Origin of the sequence: Candidatus Babela massiliensis (assembly GCF_000513475.1) — a bacterium.
GTDB lineage: Bacteria > Babelota > Babeliae > Babelales > Babelaceae > Babela > Babela massiliensis.
On sequence record NC_023003.1, the window covers coordinates 780,289 to 799,951 of the forward strand.

The window sequence follows — 19,663 nt, forward strand, 5'->3', positions numbered from 1 at the left end:
CAAAGTACTTTTTATTATTTTTACTTTGCATTCAATATACTAATAATTTTTAAAGAATCTATAAATTTTTGTTGAACTGTATTATACTCTTTTAATATTTCTTCGTTTTTTTCCTTTGATATTGATTTGAGTTTTTTTAATGACAAAACTGTTCCTGTTATGATACCTGCTGATAATATTATATTTAAATATTTATCCAAATTATTTTTACTTACAAAGGTTTTGGTTGCTGTATAAATTAAGGCTAAGGGCGTAGCTAGTATAATGCCTGTGCTTATGAGATCATAAGGTTTACTGGGAAGAGGTTTGTTATTTTCTTTAATAAAATCAATAGCCATTTTTATTTGAAGCTCTTGTGAGATAGAATTTGCCATAGTTAATAAAGCGATCTTATCGTCTTCTTTTAATTCAATATTATCTAAAGTTTTTTCTAATAAATTTATATCACTATTTTTTATTGCTTCTATAATATTTATACTTTCTGAAACGTTGTAAGCATTAAATTGAAGGCTTGGTGTTAATAAAATTATGAGCATTATATTATATAGTATTTTTTTCATGATATGTCCCTTATGATCTTATAATAAACTTATTATAATAATATTACATATTTATTTTAGTTTTGTCATATGCTATATATTTATGGTTTTTAAAATTTAGGACATAAAGCTCAGACAAGATTATTGAGAAAGAGCTAGATTCATTTAATAATCTAGCTCTTAAACTTTTATTGAACTTCTATTGCATCATTTTTGACTGTTAATTTTAGCTCTTTAGTATTTGGATGAGTTAATAAAAATCTGCTTATAGGTATGCTAATATAGCTTTGAATAGCCCTTTTTAGCGGACGAGCGCCTAATTCTTTTTCATAACCAAATTCTTTAATTTTGTTAATTACATCTTGATCTACAGTTAATTTAATATTTTGTTCTTGTAATCTTCTTTCAAGTTGTTTAATTTGAATTCGTGCTATATTTTCTACATCATTTTGTGATAACTGTCTAAAGAAAATTATGGAGTCTATTCTGTTTAAAAATTCTGGTCTAAAGTGCTTAAATAAAAGTTTTTCTACTTCATTTTTAACTTTATCATTCAATTCGGGTGATTCAAGTATTATATGAGATCCTAAATTTGAGGTCATAATAATTATAGTATTTTTAAATGATACAGTGCGTCCATGACTGTCGGTCAAGTGTCCTTCATCAAGTATTTGTAAAAATATATTAAAAACATCTGGATGTGCTTTTTCTATTTCATCAAATAGTATAACACTATAGGGACTTCTTCGAACTACTTCTGTTAATTGCCCACCTTCTTCATATCCAACATAACCTGGAGGAGCTCCTATCAATCTTGCAACTGCATGTTTTTCCATATATTCTGACATATCTATTCTTACAAGCTTTTTGGGATCATCAAATAAAAATGCTGCAAGAGTTTTGGCAACTTCGGTTTTTCCAACACCTGTAGGACCAAGAAATAAAAAAGAACCAATCGGTCTATTAGGATCTACAAGCCCAGTTCTGTGAAGCATTATTGCATTACTTATTGCTTCTATAGCTTCATCTTGACCAACCACTCGTTCTTTAAGTATTTCGGGCATATTAATTAGTTTTTCAGTATCAGAAGTTTGTAGTTTTTCAGCAGGTATTCCGGTCCATCTTGAAAGTACTTTTGCAATATCTCGTTCGTCAACTTCTTCTTTTATCATATGAGTTTTTAGATTTTTGAACTTTTCTTGTTCTCTTTCTAGATCTTTATTAAGTTGTACTAGAAGACCATATTTAATTTCAGAAGCTTTGGCATAATTGCCTTCACGCTCTGCTTGAGCAAATCTCTGTTGAGCTTGTTCTATTTTTTCTTTTATTTTATTTATATTTTCAATAGGAGCCTTTTCGGTTTTCCATTGATTAATTAAAGTTTGATATTTTTCTTTAAGTTCTGATAGTTCTGTTTCTAGATCTTCTAATCTTTTTTTTGAATAATTATTCTGTTCTAGATTTTGCTCTTTTAAAAGAGCAACTTTTTCAATCTCTAGTTGTCTAATTTTGCGTTCTAATTTATCGATTTCTTCAGGCTGGGAATCAATAGACATTCTAACACGTGCAGCTGCTTCATCGATTAAGTCTATTGCTTTATCTGGTAAAAATCTATCAGATATATGCTTTGCTGCTAATAAAACTGAATCAACAAGAGCTTGATCTTTAATTCTTATTCCATGATGAAGTTCATATTTTTCTTTTAACCCTCTGAGTATAGATATAGCATCTTCAATAGTTGGCTCTTTTACTATAACCGGTTGAAACCTACGTTCAAGTGCGGCATCTTTTTCAATATACTTTTTATATTCTTTTATAGTAGTTGCTCCAATACAATGTAGTTCTCCTCGTGCTAAAGCTGGCTTTAATAAATTAGATGCATCCATGGCACTACCTCCTGCAGAGCCTGCTCCTACTAAAGTATGTAATTCATCTATAAATAAGATTATTGGAGTTTCACTTTCTTCTATTGCTTTTAAAACTCCTTTTAACCTTTCTTCAAATTCTCCTTGATATTTGGCTCCTGCAATTAAAAGACCCATATCTAGAGAGTATATAAGATTATTTCTTAAGCTTTCAGGAACATCATTATTAATTATCCTTTGAGCAATTCCTTCAACTATTGCAGTTTTACCTACTCCAGGCTCTCCTATTAAAACTGGATTATTTTTAGTTCTTCTTGAAAGTATTTGTATAACTCGTCTTATTTCTTCATGTCGACCAATAACTGGATCTAAACGGCCCTGTTTGGCTGCATTAGTTAAATTTTGACAGTATCTATCTAAAATATCATATTGTCCTTCAGGATTTTTATCTGTCACCGTTTTGCCTTTGCGTTTAACTTTCATTTGTTCAAGTAATGCATTTTTTGAAAAACCGCTGGTTTTTAGAAATTTTTTTATATCTTCTGGTAAATTTTCAGTTTGAGAAAATCCTAGTAGAAAATGTTCTAGACTTACATATTTATCGCCTAATTTTTGAGCCTCTTGTTGAACCTCATTTAAAAATTTTTCAAAGGTATAATCACTTGATAATTTTCCTCCTTGAACGACTGGTAGTTTATTTAATTCCCCTTCAATTAAATCTCTTAAATTATTTATATTAATATTAAGCAGATTAAAAAAAGATTTACAAAAATCGTTATCAATAGAAGCAGCAAGAGCATGCAATGGCATTAGAGTTGGATTATGTCTTTCTTGTGCTATTTTTATACTATTATTAATCAGTTCCTGAGATGAAACGGTAAGATTTTCTAAATTCATACATTAGACTCCTTAGTAATAAAAAACTAATATAAATCTAAGTTTACAATATTATTATATTAATTTGTTTTTTATAAGTAAACTTTGGTTGATTATATCGAATAAGAATAATAAAAATACAGAATTGATTAGCTTTAGCTATAATGTAAAAAATTTATGTTATTTATTTTATTAAGTAAATAGATATTTTTAAGTAAAAAGAATGAGATTGCAATTCTTGAAATCTCATTCTTTTTACTTATATTTTATGTTTTATGATTGATTTGCTGATTCTCTTATATTGATTAGTCTAACTATTTCTTGATAATCTTTTTCTTGTGCTATATCTTTAGCACTTTTATTTTCTTTGTTTTTGATATTAATATCAGCATTAGCCAAGAGTAATTTTTCTACAATTTTTGTATTTCCATTATTGACTGCTATTATTAAAGCTGTATTGCCCTTATTGGTTTGAATATCTATATTAATATGCCTATTTTTAAGAATTTGATCTATTATGTTTTCATGATTTTTATCGATGGCATACATTAAAAGAGTAAAACCATTATGGTCTTGAATGTTGACATTAGCACCATTATTAATTAACATTTGAATTATTTCTTCATGAGGATTTATAGCTGCGCTTATTAAAGCAGTTACTCCATAACTATTTATAACATTAACATTAACCTTTGCTTTCAATAATATTTGAACTATTTCTTTATGCCCATTTTTAGCCGCATACATTAAAGCAGTTGTTATATTATAGTTTGTAATATTGGGATTAGCGCCATTTCGTAAAAGAATTTTTACCATATCTATATTGCCTGCTTTAGCAGCATATATTAAAGCGGTAAATCCTAAATTATCTTGAAGATTAATATTAGCACCATTGTTGATAAGTGTTTCTAAAATATCTATATTATTAGATCGTACAGCAGCTATTAAAGCCGTCTGCTTTTCATTATTTTGTTGATTGATAATAGCACCATTATTAATAAGCATTTGTATAATATCTTTAAACCCTACCCTAGAGGCTAAAATTAGTGGACTATTGTTGTAATCATCTGATAGGGTATTAATATAATTTGCTCTTCTTTTATCTTTTATCAGTCTGGATGATATTGGTAAATTTTTAGATAATATAGCAACTGCTAATGGAGTAAGGCCTTGCTTATCTTTGATAGAAAGATCAGCTCGCTCTACAAGTAATTCTAGTGTATTGTCTAAGGTTTCTTGAGATAAATTTTCTATTAATCTTTGTACAAAATTAATATTGATTTGCCCATCTGTGGCTCCTGAATTCTTAACCATATTTGTTATATTAATTTTAATAGAGTTCGCTATTGAATTATATTTTAGAATAAAATAATGTAAGGCATAACTAATAATTTGAGGATTAAACTCTGATATATTTGCAATTAGGAACTTAAATAAGTTTTCATTACCTGAGCTTAATGCAGCGAATAAGGTTGCTGCATCGATAATAGCACCATTTTTAACCAAACTTTTAGCTATATTTAGGTTATTCTTATAGCAAGCCCATAATAGCGGATTTTGAACTGTTTCTATATTTATATTTGATTGATATTTAACTAATAAATTAATTAAATTTGTAAATTTATTATTTATTACTATCCATGTTAAAATTGGCGCCATTTGTTGTTTATTAGCGATAATAACATTAAGAAGTAAATTAGGATTAGCTCCACCTATTATAAGTTTAGCAGCTTCCTTTTCAGCTTCTTCGCTGTATGGACCTTCTAATATTGTCTGCAATTTATAGTTCAATAAAGCAGGGTCATTTATCTTTATTTCTGGAGCAAAAATTTCTTTTGCAATCTTTTTATCCAGTTTATTTTCTATTATGTTATTAATGATATTTCGAAAATTATGATTTATCAAAGATATTTCTCTGATAAATTTATAAACTTGATCAACCCATTGCAATATGTTGCTGTTTTTAATGATATCTTCCATTCTGGAGATTAAAATATTTTCAATTAATTCAGCAGGTAGTTGTTCAAGAGTTGCTAGGTTTTCTTGATCACTTTGTTCTAACTTTATTTTCTTATTACTTTCTTCTTTGATTTCTTCTCTATCTCGTTTCATAGAGACTATTGGTGTAAACATGTTTATTGATAATAACATGATTAGCAATTTAATTTTGTGTTTCATTTTGTAACCTTTTTATTTTATACATAAAATACAATTAAGATATTATTATATTAAAATATATAATAAATGCTTATATTTGTCAAAGTCTAAAAATGTTAAATTGAAATAAAACGAATATTGTTGATTTTGAGTATGAAAATTTGTTATTCATCTTATAGGAATTTATAATATTTTATATAGGGGAATATTATTATGAAATTAAAGATTAGTGATCTTCAAGAGAAATTTATTACAGATAATCAAGGAGATAAAAAGTCTGTTGTTTTGGATATTGAAAAATATCAAGATCTAATGGAAATATTAAAAGATTTACAACACTTTGTAAAAGTTTCAATTTTAGAAAATAGACTACAAAGCGCTCATAATCTTCAGAGATTTATGGATCTTAATATAAAGTTCCAAATACCAGAATTTAAAGTAAATTTTCTTAATGATGATCAAGGTAATAAAAAATCTGCAATTATTGATATAGAAGAATATCAAGATCTAATAGCCACAATAGAAGATTTATATAATATTATAAAAGCCTCTATATCAAAAGATCATACTAAAGATACTTACACTCTTGAAGAGTTACAAAAGTTATTAAATAATAAGATTAACAACAAGAATTAATCTTTTTAAGTTGTTTTAGATTATTAACTTCTTGTTCACTTAAGAGGCGCCATTGGCCTTGCGCAATATTTTTTTTAGTTAAAAAAGCATAACTAATACGATCAAGTTGCATAACTTTATAGAATAAAGCCTCAAACATTCTTCTTATGATTCGATTTTTTCCACTGTGAATAATAACTTTTATTATACTCTTTTGTCCAATATAATTAACATAATCTGGTTTAACAAAACCGTCAAATAAGTGTATACCCACAAGCAATCTATTTAAATCTTTTTGATCTAAAGGCCTGTCAAGAGTAACAATATATGTTTTTTGTATATTATATGAGGGATGAGCGAGCATTTGAGATAAATGTCCATCATTAGTTAGTAATAGAAGGCCAGTGCTTGCTCTATCAAGACGCCCTACAGGAAAGACTCGTTCTTTTATATGGGGTTTGATTAAATCGAGTACTGTCTTACGATTTTTTTCATCAGAAAGAGTAGTAATATAATTTCTTGGCTTGTTTAATAAGATATATTTCTTATTTTCACATCCTATTATATTATTCTTGTACTTTACAATATCAAAATCGGCTACTCTAAAGTAACATTCTTTTACTATATTATCATTTACGATTATCTGGCCTGATTTGATTAATTCCTCTGCTTTTCTTCGTGAACAGAGGCCAGCTTGAGCCAAATATTTATTAAGCTGTATTTTATTTTCAAAATTATTCATAATTAATATTTTACTAAAAAATCAATAAAATTACAACAAATATTTTAAATTGGTTTATTTTTAGTTAAAAAGTAAAACTGTTGATTAATTATTTTTTGATGAATTAATATCTTTTTGAGAGTTTTTACATTGCATATAAAGGGATTTAAATATGGCAAATGAATTAAAAGGTCTAAAAGTTGCTATCTTAGTTGCAAATGGATTTGAGGAAAGTGAGCTTTTTGATCCTAAAAAGGCTTTAGAAGATGAAGGCGCTAAAACTACCATAATCTCGCCTGAGACAAGTAAAGTTAAAGGCTGGAAGATAGATAATTGGGGTAAAGAAATATCAAAAGATGTAGATTTAGATGATGCAAAGGTTGATGATTATGATGCACTTTTGCTTCCAGGTGGAGTTATGAATCCAGACAAGCTACGTTTATATGATAAGGCAATAAAATTTATTAAAGAGTTTGGTGATTCAGGAAAACCAATAGCAGCCATTTGTCATGGTCCTTGGACTTTAATTAATGCTCAATTGGTTAAGGGTAAAACTATAACATCATGGCCATCTCTTTCTATTGATTTAAGAAATGCCGGTGCTAATTGGGTAGATAAAGAAGTTATAGTTGATGGTAAACTGGTAACTAGCAGAAAACCTGATGATATACCTGCTTTTAACAAAGAAATGATAAAACTGTTTTCTGAAAAACTTAAATAATTTTACATTAAAGCAAATACTTATATATTTGCTTTAATTTTTTACTTGATTTTTTCTAACTGCTATTAATATAATATTAATATGAATATTATTAAATATTTTTATAATTTTATATTAGTGTAGGAAATTAGAGTTGGAAAATCCTAAATATACTAAAAACATTAAACATATTATTGTTGGAATTGTTGGATTAACTTTTATAATCCTGGTGCATGAATTTGGTCACTTTATATTTGCCAAACTGTTTAACGTAAGAACTCCAATATTTTCAGTAGGATTTGATCCTGCAATATTTTCGCGCCAAATAGGTAATACTAAATTTCAAATAGGAGCTATTCCCTTGGGGGGATATGTATCAATTAATACTAAAGACCTTGAAAAATTACCATATTTAAAAGAAGTGTTAATAATGTTGGCTGGTATACTATTTAATATTTTGCTTTCATTAAGTATACTTTTTTATCTTTATACAAAATCTAAACATTATAAGAATAATGATAGCTTAGATTTAGATAATCAAGAACATAATCTATCAGGATTTAAATATTTTTTATATAAAGCGACTCCAAAAGAAGTGCGTAAGATATTAAAAGAGCAAAAAGACAAATCTTTTATTGGCCCTTTAGGTATAATGAATTTGATAGGATCTAGTTTTGATATAAGTTTTGATGCATTTTTATATTTTATTTCTTTGGTTAGCTTTAATATAGCTTTTTTTAATTTATTACCAGTGCCGTTTTTTGATGGTGGGCAAATATTTACTTTAACTTTGCAAAAGCTTTTTGGCCTTTCTATATCTGAAAATATATCTAATTTAATATATTATGTTTTTCTGGTTATTCTTATTATTTTTACGGTATTACTCTTTAGAAAAGATTTTCAAAGAATACGTAAAAAATTCTAACCATATATTATAAATCTTTAAGTATGTGATTTTCATTAAGATTTATTAAAATTATAAAAATTTATTTAAATGATTTTATAGAAATAACATAGCTTAAACTTATCTTAATTAAAAATTTATAGATTTTTTCCGTAAGTATATACTAGTATCATCATCGTTATAGTTGTTTAAAATTCTAGTTTAACTATAGGATGATCAAATGAAAAAAAAAATTAGCATTATTCTAATGTGTAATATTTTTATGATGTTTAATATTTATTCTTCTAATTATACATTGCCAATTATTAATTTAGGTTTTATTCCCGATTTCGATCAAATTTTTGTATTGTTAGCTCCTTATAATATTAATAATTATGATAAGATAAGAATAGGTAAAAAAAATGACGGAGGTTATATTGTACCTCACGAGATTTCTTATATGATACAAAGATGTTATACATATGGAGCAGGTGCAGATATTTCTTTTGAATTAGATTTAAATAAACTTAATGATAATATTATTACTTATATTTATGATCATACAACTGATTATCCTGAAATGATTAAAGCAAATATTTTTTTAAAAAAGAAGGATTAGCTTCAGAAAAAATGGATCCTCTAAATACCTTTTATAATCATTTGAATGAAAATAAAGATAATGATAAACAACTATTGCTAAAGATAGATATAGAAGGAGCGGAATGGGACATATTAGACAATTTAAATGAAATATTACTAACGAATGTAGCTGTTTTAATTGTTGAATTTCATGGCTTTGAAAAAATAAACGATATTTTGATCTTTAAGAGAGTCTTAAAAAAAATAAATAATATATTTTCAGTATTTCATGTCCATGGTAATAATTGCAGTAATCTTTTATCAGTAAATAGTAAACTGTTTCCTAATGTTATCGAAGTTACTTATATAAATAACAATTATATTAATTCAAAACAACAGTTAAATGTGCCTTTGAATGATACTGATAATATGATAAATTGTTTTCCATGGCAAGGATATAATTTAAACTACTGGTTATCTGAATAGTTTTTTTATTGTTAAAGTTCAAGCCCTATTAGAGATTTTTGCTTTAAATTATCAGAATATTGAATTTTTAATTTTAAAAATTATATAATAGTAAAAAAAGGGGTTGTAATGATTAAGAAAACTGTAACTAAAAGGAAATATAGTAAAGGTGCTCAAGAAGAAGTACGTAAAGAAATGCATGAATTTGAACAGGGAACAGCGCATAGTGGTCCTAAATTAAAACCAGTCAAAAGTGAAAAACAAGCTATTGCAATAGGACTTTCAAAAGCTCGTGAAAAGGGTCTGAAAGTTCCAAAAAAAAGTTAATATAACCAATTCGTGCTTTGAATAAGAGATACTTTTGCATTATACAATAAAAAACATATCAGATAAGTTAATTAATAAATAAAAAGTACTTATTAATTAACTTATCTGAGTATAAAAGATTTAGTAGAGTCCTCACTTTATCATAAAATTGCATAATCTTAAAATTAAGCAAAACTATCACTTAGTAAATATTGCTATAATAAAAACTATTATCTTAAAACTTATTAATTGAAAATAGAGTCTAGTTCTAATATTTAAGTGTGATGGAGAAATAATATATTAATCGATTTAGTAATGTTCTTGTAGCAAAGTATATTTAGTTGTTTCCAGATCATGTAGGCTTATAATATGCCTTTTAAATAACAAAATAAAAAACTGTTTTGCCATTAGAATTTTAAGTTATTGAACTTTATACTTTATTTGTTTCTTATTTATTCGCATTGTTTGGATTAAATTCGTGTTCAATAATAGTATATGATGTATAAACTTATAGCAATATAATATTCTTATTTTTCTAATCAAAAGTCATCATTTAAGCTAGTAACTAATAAGTAGAAAATTTAGCTGTTGAAAGTTAAACCATGAAACAATTTTTAAATTAAATAATACAGGGGATTTCCTTGAAAGATATCTTCTGTATTATCTATATTCATCAAATAATCTATCTATCATTTTATGATTCTCTTCATTAGCCAAATTTAAGGCTGTTTTGCCAAAAACATTTTGAGCATCTATATCAGCTCCGGCTTCTAAAAGCATTCTTATTATACGGCAATCACCACGTTCAGTTGCTAACATAAGAGGTGTTATACCTAGTCTATTTTTAGCATTAACATTTGCACCATAGTAAATCAATTTTTTTACTAATTCTTTACAAACCCAATTATCTTGTAAAACTAAAATGTTCATTAAAGCAGTAGTGCCATCTTCGTCTGTGCAATTAACATCGGTTTTAGAAGATATCATAGTATCCAAAACCCAATAAGCATTTTTGATTTCTGAAATTCTAATTAATAAGGGAATTTGTCTACCTTTAAAAGATACATTAATATTAAGATTTACTCTTTGTATGATAAAAGAAAATATTTTACTTAGTTTAACTGCATCAAGATATTCAGAATGCCAAGAATCAACCATGTTTTTAAATTCATTATTTAGCTCACCTTTAGTTAAGTTTTCCAATCGGGTTAACTCTGAATCTTTAGCTACTCCAATTTTTGTATATGGTGAATTAGGATCAGTCATAAGAACAAATTCTACATTCAAATAATTCTCACTAATAGCTGTATTTAATACCGTATTGCTACTATTTATGTTAAGTATAGGATTGTAATTTAGCATAAATTTTACTAATTCTGCTGCACTATCTATGGAAACTATCATTATGTTTTCTAATAATGTTTCAGCATTATTATCTACGCAATTAATATTAGCTCCATACAAAATCATTAATTTAATTAAGTTAAAAAAGATTTTATTTTCTGAAGCTATGATTAATAAAGGTTTATCTTGGCCTCTAATATTAACATATAAATTGGGATTAGCTCCTGCTATGATAAGTCTAGCTATCTTTTGTTCAATTTCTTTATCAAGAATATTAAGCTTCCAAGTTTTTTTTATAATATCAGAAAGCTCATGGTCTAATTCTTCTTTAGCTAAAATACTTTCTTGAGGACAAAATATTGATTTGGCTAACTTTTTAGTAAGTGTTAAAAGTTCTTCTTTACTAAAAAATTCAAAGTTTTTAAGAGCTCTAATATTATCTATAATATTTTCAATATCTTTCAGAGGATCTAATATGTTGTTGTTCTTAATAGAATCAAATAAAAATATTTCTATAATTTTTGATTTTATTTCATTAGGCAGGTATGAAAAATAAGTCTCTTCTAATCGTAGTTTTTTAATTGTTAATTCTTTGCCATCTTTTCTTTTTCTTTTATGCCATCCTTCTGGTTCTTCCATAGAAATTATATTAGCATAAATACTTATCAGTAATATAACTAAAAATTTATTTTTCATATTTTTTAACTTAAGTTTATATAGATAATTTTATCAGGGATTACTGTAATAATTTATATTCAAATAAGATTTTTGTCAATTAAAATAATTTATCTATAATTAAGATTATATAAATCAAAATTCAACATGCGAATTATTTTAGAACCTTATCTAAATAAATTATTGATTGATCTGTTCATTATAATGTACAATATATTAATGATTTGGATAAATTAGAGAAGAGTATATTACACTTATATTGCCGAGCTAAATATTATATTCCTTATAGGAGGCAGCAAAAATGGACAAAACAATGATATTAAAAAGGCAAAAGACATCGTCAGAAAAGATCTCAACGTATGAAGGGAAGCCTGATATAAAGTTTGAACCTTATGAAGTTGGGGAAATAGTTTTACAAGAAGGATTTCTTGGTAAAGCTATAGCTGAATGCCTAATGAATAATGACCCAGAGGATGTACTGGAAGTTATTAATATATTTATCGATTTATTAAATAAATCTCAAGTAGCTAAGAACGCAGGTATGCACCGTTCAACTTTATACCGTGCATTAAAGGGTAATCCTACTATTAAAACAATAGCAAAAGTGCTTCATAGTGCAGTTTTATTTACTAAATAATATTTTATTTATATACCAAGCTCATCAATATTATTAACTATGGTCTTTAATAATAATGTTGGTACTTCAATACCTAACTCTTCTTTTAATTCTCGACGAGCACATTTATCTAATGTTTCACCGTGTTCTAAATGACCTCCAGGTAATGCCCAAGTTTCAGCTCCATAACAATTTTTTCTTTTACCAAGTAAGATAAACTTACCATTACGTAGAAAAACTTCACATCCAATTTTTATATTGTTCATATTATTTCCTTAAATATTCCAACTATTTAGGAATATCTTAATATTTAAGTAACAATTTAGCTTACATTATTTATTATTTCCTAAAATGCTATCTACAGATATATCAAGCAAACTGCTTAAAGATAACTTGCGTTTGCGTGCTTCTTTAGCTAAAAGATAATGTCTTTTGCTTGAAGTCCTATAGGCTATATTGCCCTTAAAATCATTCTCATTTATAGGCTCAGGTATTTCTTGACCTAAGTCCATGTAAAGTTCAAATGCAGCCTCCATTGCCTCTTTTATATTATCCATAGCTTCAGAAATAGTTGAAGCATCACTTTTTAAGTCAGGAAGTTCATTTACGCTAATAATATATATTCTATTACCTTCTGGATCCTCATCAGTTTCTAATGAATATGTCCAAGGTAAGTTCATGTAATATTTTAAATCTTTATTTTTCATAACCATGATCCAATAATACTTGTCTTAAATCTTTAATTTGATATGCCAAAAGCTCTTTTCTCTTTTTTATTGAAACAGCTCTTAGATAATGAGGTTTTATAAAAATATGATGAGAGCCTTTAATTCTTAAACTGAATCCTAAAGTTATTAACAATTTTTCAGCCTCATTATAGCTAATAGGACTGTCTGAAAAAACCTTGCTTATTAATTTTTCCAATATACTCATATTTACCTTATTAGTCTTAATTATATCATATATGATATCAAAATTGCAATAATCAATCAATTATGTTTCAAAATATGAAATGTATTTAGAATTAAGGTCTTTTATCTCGCTTATGAAGAAATGTCACAATTTAGATACCCTATCGATTTATTTCTTCTTTAGCAGTATATCAAAAAGTTATGAATGTATTAGAATTTAAGATTTCTTTATTAATTAGGCTAAATTTTTTAAGAGCCAACCTTCTTTAGCTCTCATTCTTCTCCAATCATAATCTTCTATATGATCGTATCCAAGAAGATGGCAAATTCCATGGACAATTAATCTTCTTATATGATTATCAAGACTAACTTGTAGTTTTTTTGCTTCTTTGGCGGTATATTCTACTGAAATTATTAAATCTCCAAGATTTTTATCATCTGGAGATTTAACTTTAATTCTTTGACCTACTTGCAATTCTGTATGATATGGAAACGATAGTACATCGGTTGCTTTATCTTTATGTCTATACTCTCTATTATAAAATCTAATAGTCTTATTATTTGTAAACCAGATTCCAATATCGAAATTATTATATTTGAGTAAACTGAGTATTTTTTCAGCATCCTGGTATATCTTATTTGTATCGATATTGAATTTACGTTGTGTATTTTTTATATTTATCATAATTTCTAAAACTATTAAATTTTATAATAGAGTGTTTAATTTATAATTCTATTACAGTTGCATTTATTATATTATCTTCTTGAGTGATTCCTAATTTTGATTCTTGAGATAAAATATAATCTATATTTTGAGCACGTGTAATTGCTTTAATTAATTTTTCTTCTGATTCTAATATATCTTTTATATTGGAATTAGTATAAATGGTTAATTTATTTATTTCTGTTTTTAGTGATAAATTGCTTTCACTTTTTAATTTACGTACTTGCCTTATAATTGAAAGAATATGTTCCATAACTTGGGGACTATTTTCAAAATAAAGATCTATCTTATGATCATTAAAGGTAGTTTGATGTATAGATTTTGTATTTATATTTTTTTTGTAAATTAAATTGTATAAGTTGTCGGTTATATGAGGTACAAATGGAGCATATAATTGCAAAATATTTAAGCCTACTTGATAAAGAGTTGATAAAGTTGCTTTAACTTGTTCTTCTTTATAATTTTGTGGATTAAACAGTTGATCTTTAATTAATTCTAAATAATTGTCACAAAAATCATGCCAGAAGAATTTATCTATATTATCTAATGCTAATTTAAATTCATAATTTTCAAAGTGTTTTTTATAATTTATAATACTTTGATTTAAATTATTTATAATCCATTCGTTTACAAGACCGATATTTAAAAAATCTTCTAACTTTTCTTGGTTATTATAGTTATTTAAGTGTGTTGAGAGAAATTTAAATGCATTTAAGAGTTTAACGATTAATCTTTGTCCTATAGCGATTTGATTTTGGGAAAATGCAACGTCATATCCTAAATTTCCAGAAGCTGTCCAATAGCGAATTGCATCTGCTGGATGGCTTTCTAGTAAAGTTTCAGGAGTTAAAGGAGTATTGCCTTGAGATTTAGATATTTTTTCTTTTTCTGGACTTAATACATGCCCTGATATAACTATATCTTTCCAAGGTATAGTTCCTGAGTGCATGAAACTTTTAACTATTGTATAAAATGCCCAAGTTCTTATAATATCATGTGCTTGAGGTCTCATACTCATAGGAATAAAATGATTAGTGTCGAACTCTTTGTAATCTTCTATTTGACTCTCAGGATTATTCTTTGCATAAAGAGATTTTGCTATATAGGGTGTCAATGAAGAGGTATTCCAAGTGTCCATTACATCTTTATCAGGAACAATTGAAGAACTATTACATTTTGGACAGTTACTGTGATATTTATCTTGGTAATTTGTTTCTTGAGGATCAATAGGCAGATCTTTTTCATCAGCAATTATCACTTCTTGGCAATCTTGGCAATGCCAAACGGGAAATGGTATACCATAAAAGCGTTGTCTTGATAAACACCAATCCCAATTTATATTTTCCACCCAATTGATATATCTTGATTTCATAAATTCAGGATACCAATTTATTTTATCCGCTAATTCTAAAAATTTAGATTTAAATGGTAATATCTTTAAGAACCATTGAGTTAAAATTAGATATTCTATTTCGGTTTTACAGCGCTCATGAACACTTACATTATGAGTAATATTTTTTTGGTTTACTAATAAATTGTTTTCTTTTAAAAGTTCAATTATCTTTTTACGAGCCTGATGAACTTTTAGTCCTTTTAGTGGTCCTGTAACATCTGTCCATCTTCCATCAAAATCTATAGATTTTATATACGGTAAGTTATATTTTTTTGCCCAAATTATATCTTGTTTATCTCCAAAGGTACTTACCATTACAAGACCTGAGCCTTTTTCTATACTTACATCAGAATCTTCAAGTATATCGATTTCATAGTTATAAATAGGTACTATTGCCTTTTGTCCTAATAAATGTTTATAGCGGTTATCATTAGGATTATATAATAATGCTGATACTGAAGGAAGTAGCTCTGGACGTGTTGTACTTACTATTAGATTTTCTTGTCCTACTTTAAATATTATATCATTAAAAGCAGATGGTTTTTCTGCGTCGTCAAGTTCTGCTTGAGCTACTGTTGTTTTACATGTAGTGCAATAAGGAGCTGGTTCTGATTTTCTGTAAATATAACCATTTTTATAAAGTTCTACAAAAGATTTTTGAGATATCTTTCTTGAATCAAAATCTATTGTAGAGTAATTTAGAGACCAATCTATAGAAAGACCAACTCTTTTCCATAACTTTTCAAATTCTTTTTCTGTAATTATAGTTTGTTCTAAGCATAATCTTATAAAGTCTGATCGTGTTAAGTCATGAGCTTGTATATTTAATTTTTTTTCTACAAAACGCTCAGTTGCTAAACCATTATCATCAAACCCTAGAGGATAAAATACATTATAGCCACTCATGCGTTTATATCTTGCTATAATATCGGTTTGAGTATAAGAAAATATGTGTCCTATATGTAATGATCCAGAAACCGTTGGAGGAGGAGTATCTATGCTATAAGTATTACTTAATATAGCCTGTTGATCTGTTTTATATTGATAAGAATATACTTTTTCTTCTTGCCAATAGTGCTGTATTTCTTGTTCTGCTTGTCCAAAATCATATTTTTTTTCTGTTTTTTTATCCATATTTTTTTATTCTTTTAAATTTTTTATATTTTAATTATTAATTTGTTTAATTATCTTATATTTTAACAAATTTTTAAAATTTATATAATTAAATAACAAAACTTACTATAGAATAATATTTTCAAGTTAAAAAAGGAATGAGCAAAAATATTTAGAACAAAAAACAAATAGTTGATAAAATAGTTAATACTTTATTTTATTAAATAGTAATACTCAAAACATTGATTAAATCGTACTTTTCAAATTATTTTTAAGATTTTTTAAATTTTTTGTCCTGTCTATTAGTATAATATAATCAATAAGCGTCTTATTAACGTAAAATTGACTATGAAGTGAAATGTATAACGTCAAAAGGGTCTTTGAATAGTTATAAAATTTAAAATATTATTAGATATAATGTAATTAAAATTTATTATAAGGAACAATATGAATAAAATAAAGTTTTTGTTATTTGCTGCTTTTATATCGGTATTTACTTTTTCTAATTCGATGTCAAAAACAAAAGAGCAAGTAAAAATACCAACGATTCAAGATCTGGAAAATGCAATAAAGAAACTTAATCCTAAACCATTTGAGATTTATAAAGAAAGAGTAGGTACTTTTTCACAACAAGAATATGATAATTTATCTGATTTGCTATATACTTATAAAACTTGGGATATGAAGAATCCAAGTATTGTAGAGCCTATGCAATTATTTATGTACGCATTTAATGCTACTTTATTCAGTTTAGTACCAATATTAATGTTATCAAAGATATTGAGTAAACAGAAATGTGTTCAAAATTTTTTATCTAAATACAAGATAGATTATAAAGAATTTGATCTACGTTATCGTACTATATTTTCTCCGGTCATTGTAGCGGCAGTATTATCGCCGATTTCTTTAGGATTGTATTATTCTTATGACAGAAAGATAAGATATTCTACTATAAAGAGACTTATGATGGACATGTTATTTAATCATAATCAACCTGAATAATTCAAGTAATAAATAATTAATTTTAAATAAAATTATATATTTATTATTATACTGATACGAAAAACTAAATTTAACAATTTATATAGAGATATTAAATGAAAAAGAATATATCAATACTATTAGTTTTATTATTATTTAACCATCCAAGTTATACCATGCATTCTTCGAAATCCTTAGAAGATTGTCAAGATAGTTCCTATAAATCCCAAGAAGGTGATAATCAAATAACATAGCCTTGTATCTCATTGCTAAGAAATTGGTTTTGAATTCTGCTCAAGAACAACTAGAAGTAGATAAATAGGGATTAGATAAGTCTTTTTCTTACTAATTTTTGATTAATTTTATGCTTTTATTTTTTATCAAGTTGCCAACAATAATCGAAATAACGATCTGATCGGGTTTCTCAAACTATTATAAAAATATTTTAAGATTTTTATATTATCTATTTGTATAATGCAAGTAATAAATATCTTATTAAAAGCAAAATTACTATGAAATAAACTGGCAACGTAAAAAGGGCTTTTGAATAGTTATAAAATTTAAAATATTATTAGATATAATGTAATTAAAATTTATTATAAGGAACAATATGAATAAAATAAAGTTTTTGTTATTTGCTGCTTTTATATCGGTATTTACTTTTTCTAATTCGATGTCAAAAACAAAAGAGCAAGTAAAAACACCAACGATTCAAGATCTGGAAAATGCTATAGAAAGGCTTGATCCTAATCCTTTTGAAGTTTACAAAGAAAAAGTAGGAGCTTTTTCTGAAGAAGAGTATAGGCCATTAAGGGAAAAATTGTTGAACAAAACAACCTGGGATATGAAGAACCCAAGCATTATAGAACCAATACAATTATTTATGTACGCATTTAATGCTACCTTATTCAGTTTAGTGCCAATATTAATGTTATCTAAGATACTGAGTAAGCAGAAATTTGTTCAAAATTTTTTATCTAAATACAAGATAGATCATAAAGAATTTGATTTACGTTATCGTACTATATTTGCTCCGGTCATTGTAGCAGCAGTATTATCGCCGATCTCTTTGGGATTGTACTATTCTTATGACAGAGACTTAAGACATTCCGCTATAGCAAGGCTGATGTCAGATACTTTTTTTAATCATAATCAACCTGAATAATTCAAGTAATAAATAATTAATTTTAAATGAAATTATATATTTATCATTATACTGATACTAAAAACTAAATTTAACAATTTATATATAGTTCCTATAAATCCCAAGAAGGTGATAATCAAATAACATAGCCTTGTATCTCATTGCTAAGAAATTGGTTTTGAATTCTGCTCAACGACAACTAGAAGTAGATAAATAGGGATTAGATAAGTCTTTTTCTTACTAATTTTTGATTAATTTTATGCTTTTATTTTTTATCAAGTTGCCAATAATAAACGAAATAACGATCTGATCACATTTTTCAAACTATTTTAATAATATTTTAAAATTTTTATATTATCTATTTGCATTATGCAAACAATAAATATCTTATTAAAAGCAAAATTTGCTATGAAATAAAACTGACAACGCAAAAAGGGCTTTTGAATAGTTATAAAATTTAAAATATTATTAGGTATAATGTAATTAAAATTTATTATAAGGAACAATATGAATAAAATAAAAACTTTGTTATTTTCTGTTTTTATATCAACATTCTATTTTATAAGTCCAATGGCAAAAACTGAGATTACTAAAGAGGATCTTATTAAGGCCATGAAGACATTAAATTTAAATTTAATTGAGGAATATAAAAAAAGTGGAGGTAAGATTCCTGAGAATGTACGAGCAGAACTTAGAGATATTTTACATAAAAAATGGAATTGGGTTAATTTTCATTCCGATTTGAGAGAACAAATATCTGTTGTATGGTGGACTATAAATGCAAGTATAGTATTTGCCCCATTAGGATTATTAGCCACTTCTCTTTTTGCAAAAAGTTCGTTTGGTAAGAAATTGTTTAAAAAATTAGGGATAAATGCAAAGAAATTTGAATATAACAAAAAAACAATACTATCTCCTTTGATTTTGGCTAGCATAATGACTCCAATCTCTCTTGGGTTGTATTATGTTTGGAATACAAGTGAGAAGGAAGGTAGAATGCACAATTTGCTTGATGATTTTATAGGTTCCTAGAATAAACTAACTAAATAGTATTTA

The 19,663-nt window shown here is 26.4% G+C and carries 21 protein-coding genes; 11 read left to right on the forward strand and 10 right to left on the reverse strand.

Annotated features, from left to right (window positions below; genetic code table 11):
- Positions 1-20: 20 nt before the first annotated feature.
- From BABL1_RS03565 to BABL1_RS05265, 3 genes are all read right to left on the reverse strand, one after another.
- A complete protein-coding gene (locus BABL1_RS03565) occupies positions 21-560 on the reverse strand; it encodes a hypothetical protein (RefSeq protein WP_023792504.1) in 540 nt (179 codons plus the stop codon).
- A 167-nt stretch (positions 561-727) separates the two neighbouring features.
- Complete coding sequence (locus BABL1_RS03570; RefSeq protein WP_023792506.1) at positions 728-3,301, reverse strand: ATP-dependent Clp protease ATP-binding subunit; 2,574 nt, start codon at positions 3,299-3,301, stop codon at positions 728-730.
- Between the two features lie 252 nt (positions 3,302-3,553).
- The gene (locus BABL1_RS05265) at positions 3,554-5,458 is read right to left on the reverse strand and encodes an ankyrin repeat domain-containing protein (RefSeq protein WP_023792507.1); all 1,905 of its coding nucleotides are present in this window, start codon (positions 5,456-5,458) and stop codon (positions 3,554-3,556) included.
- Positions 5,459-5,650: 192 nt separating this feature from the next.
- Here BABL1_RS05265 and BABL1_RS03580 point away from each other — a divergent pair, with 192 nt between their 5' ends.
- On the forward strand, positions 5,651-6,073 hold the full coding sequence (locus BABL1_RS03580; RefSeq protein WP_023792509.1) for a hypothetical protein: 423 nt from the start codon (positions 5,651-5,653) through the stop codon (positions 6,071-6,073).
- On the opposite strand, the gene BABL1_RS03585 is transcribed toward BABL1_RS03580, so the two are convergent.
- Entirely contained in the window at positions 6,057-6,794 is a 738-nt protein-coding gene (locus tag BABL1_RS03585) for a pseudouridine synthase (RefSeq protein ID WP_023792511.1), read from the reverse strand. The genes BABL1_RS03580 and BABL1_RS03585 overlap by 17 nt on opposite strands.
- Positions 6,795-6,945: 151 nt before the next feature.
- On the opposite strand from BABL1_RS03585, the gene BABL1_RS03590 reads away from it, so the two are divergent.
- From BABL1_RS03590 to BABL1_RS03610, 5 genes are all read left to right on the forward strand, one after another.
- A complete protein-coding gene (locus tag BABL1_RS03590; RefSeq protein ID WP_023792513.1) occupies positions 6,946-7,494 on the forward strand; it encodes a type 1 glutamine amidotransferase domain-containing protein in 549 nt (182 codons plus the stop codon).
- A 133-nt stretch (positions 7,495-7,627) separates the two neighbouring features.
- A complete protein-coding gene (locus BABL1_RS03595) occupies positions 7,628-8,398 on the forward strand; it encodes a site-2 protease family protein (protein ID WP_023792515.1) in 771 nt (256 codons plus the stop codon).
- Between the two features lie 199 nt (positions 8,399-8,597).
- Positions 8,598-8,975, forward strand: a complete 378-nt coding sequence (locus tag BABL1_RS03600) for a hypothetical protein (RefSeq protein WP_023792518.1) — start codon at positions 8,598-8,600, stop codon at positions 8,973-8,975.
- Between the two features lie 11 nt (positions 8,976-8,986).
- A complete protein-coding gene (locus BABL1_RS03605) occupies positions 8,987-9,421 on the forward strand; it encodes an FkbM family methyltransferase (RefSeq protein ID WP_023792520.1) in 435 nt (144 codons plus the stop codon).
- A gap of 108 nt (positions 9,422-9,529) precedes the next feature.
- Entirely contained in the window at positions 9,530-9,727 is a 198-nt protein-coding gene (locus tag BABL1_RS03610; RefSeq protein ID WP_023792522.1) for a DUF6496 domain-containing protein, read from the forward strand.
- 639 nt (positions 9,728-10,366) lie between these two features.
- On the opposite strand, the gene BABL1_RS03615 is transcribed toward BABL1_RS03610, so the two are convergent.
- Positions 10,367-11,746, reverse strand: coding sequence for an ankyrin repeat domain-containing protein (locus BABL1_RS03615; protein WP_023792524.1), 1,380 nt, complete (start codon positions 11,744-11,746; stop codon positions 10,367-10,369).
- Positions 11,747-12,026: 280 nt separating this feature from the next.
- Here BABL1_RS03615 and BABL1_RS03620 point away from each other — a divergent pair, with 280 nt between their 5' ends.
- Positions 12,027-12,362: a helix-turn-helix domain-containing transcriptional regulator gene (locus tag BABL1_RS03620; protein WP_023792525.1), complete on the forward strand. Its 336-nt coding sequence runs from the start codon at positions 12,027-12,029 to the stop codon at positions 12,360-12,362.
- An 8-nt stretch (positions 12,363-12,370) separates the two neighbouring features.
- Here BABL1_RS03620 and BABL1_RS03625 read toward each other — a convergent pair whose 3' ends face one another.
- The 5 genes from BABL1_RS03625 to BABL1_RS03645 form a co-directional block, all read right to left on the reverse strand.
- Entirely contained in the window at positions 12,371-12,607 is a 237-nt protein-coding gene (locus tag BABL1_RS03625) for an NUDIX domain-containing protein (protein ID WP_023792528.1), read from the reverse strand.
- Between the two features lie 66 nt (positions 12,608-12,673).
- Positions 12,674-13,048 carry a type II toxin-antitoxin system HicB family antitoxin gene (locus tag BABL1_RS03630; RefSeq protein WP_023792531.1) on the reverse strand — a complete coding sequence of 125 codons (375 nt, stop codon included), beginning with the start codon at positions 13,046-13,048 and terminating at the stop codon, positions 12,674-12,676.
- Positions 13,038-13,274, reverse strand: coding sequence for a type II toxin-antitoxin system HicA family toxin (locus tag BABL1_RS03635; RefSeq protein ID WP_023792534.1), 237 nt, complete (start codon positions 13,272-13,274; stop codon positions 13,038-13,040). Before BABL1_RS03635 ends, BABL1_RS03630 begins: the two co-directional genes overlap by 11 nt.
- A gap of 213 nt (positions 13,275-13,487) precedes the next feature.
- On the reverse strand, positions 13,488-13,937 hold the full coding sequence (ybeY, locus tag BABL1_RS03640) for an rRNA maturation RNase YbeY (protein ID WP_023792536.1): 450 nt from the start codon (positions 13,935-13,937) through the stop codon (positions 13,488-13,490).
- Positions 13,938-13,977: 40 nt separating this feature from the next.
- On the reverse strand, positions 13,978-16,503 hold the full coding sequence (locus tag BABL1_RS03645) for a valine--tRNA ligase (RefSeq protein ID WP_023792539.1): 2,526 nt from the start codon (positions 16,501-16,503) through the stop codon (positions 13,978-13,980).
- A 426-nt stretch (positions 16,504-16,929) separates the two neighbouring features.
- Here BABL1_RS03645 and BABL1_RS03650 point away from each other — a divergent pair, with 426 nt between their 5' ends.
- The 4 genes from BABL1_RS03650 (at position 16,930) to BABL1_RS03660 (ending at position 19,639) form a co-directional block, all read left to right on the forward strand.
- Complete coding sequence (locus tag BABL1_RS03650) at positions 16,930-17,484, forward strand: hypothetical protein (RefSeq protein ID WP_023792541.1); 555 nt, start codon at positions 16,930-16,932, stop codon at positions 17,482-17,484.
- Positions 17,485-17,579: 95 nt separating this feature from the next.
- Positions 17,580-17,717, forward strand: coding sequence for a hypothetical protein (locus tag BABL1_RS05515; protein WP_023792544.1), 138 nt, complete (start codon positions 17,580-17,582; stop codon positions 17,715-17,717).
- Between the two features lie 356 nt (positions 17,718-18,073).
- Complete coding sequence (locus tag BABL1_RS03655; protein WP_023792547.1) at positions 18,074-18,628, forward strand: hypothetical protein; 555 nt, start codon at positions 18,074-18,076, stop codon at positions 18,626-18,628.
- Positions 18,629-19,114: 486 nt separating this feature from the next.
- Entirely contained in the window at positions 19,115-19,639 is a 525-nt protein-coding gene (locus BABL1_RS03660; protein WP_023792550.1) for a hypothetical protein, read from the forward strand.
- The last annotated feature ends 24 nt before the right edge of the window (positions 19,640-19,663 follow it).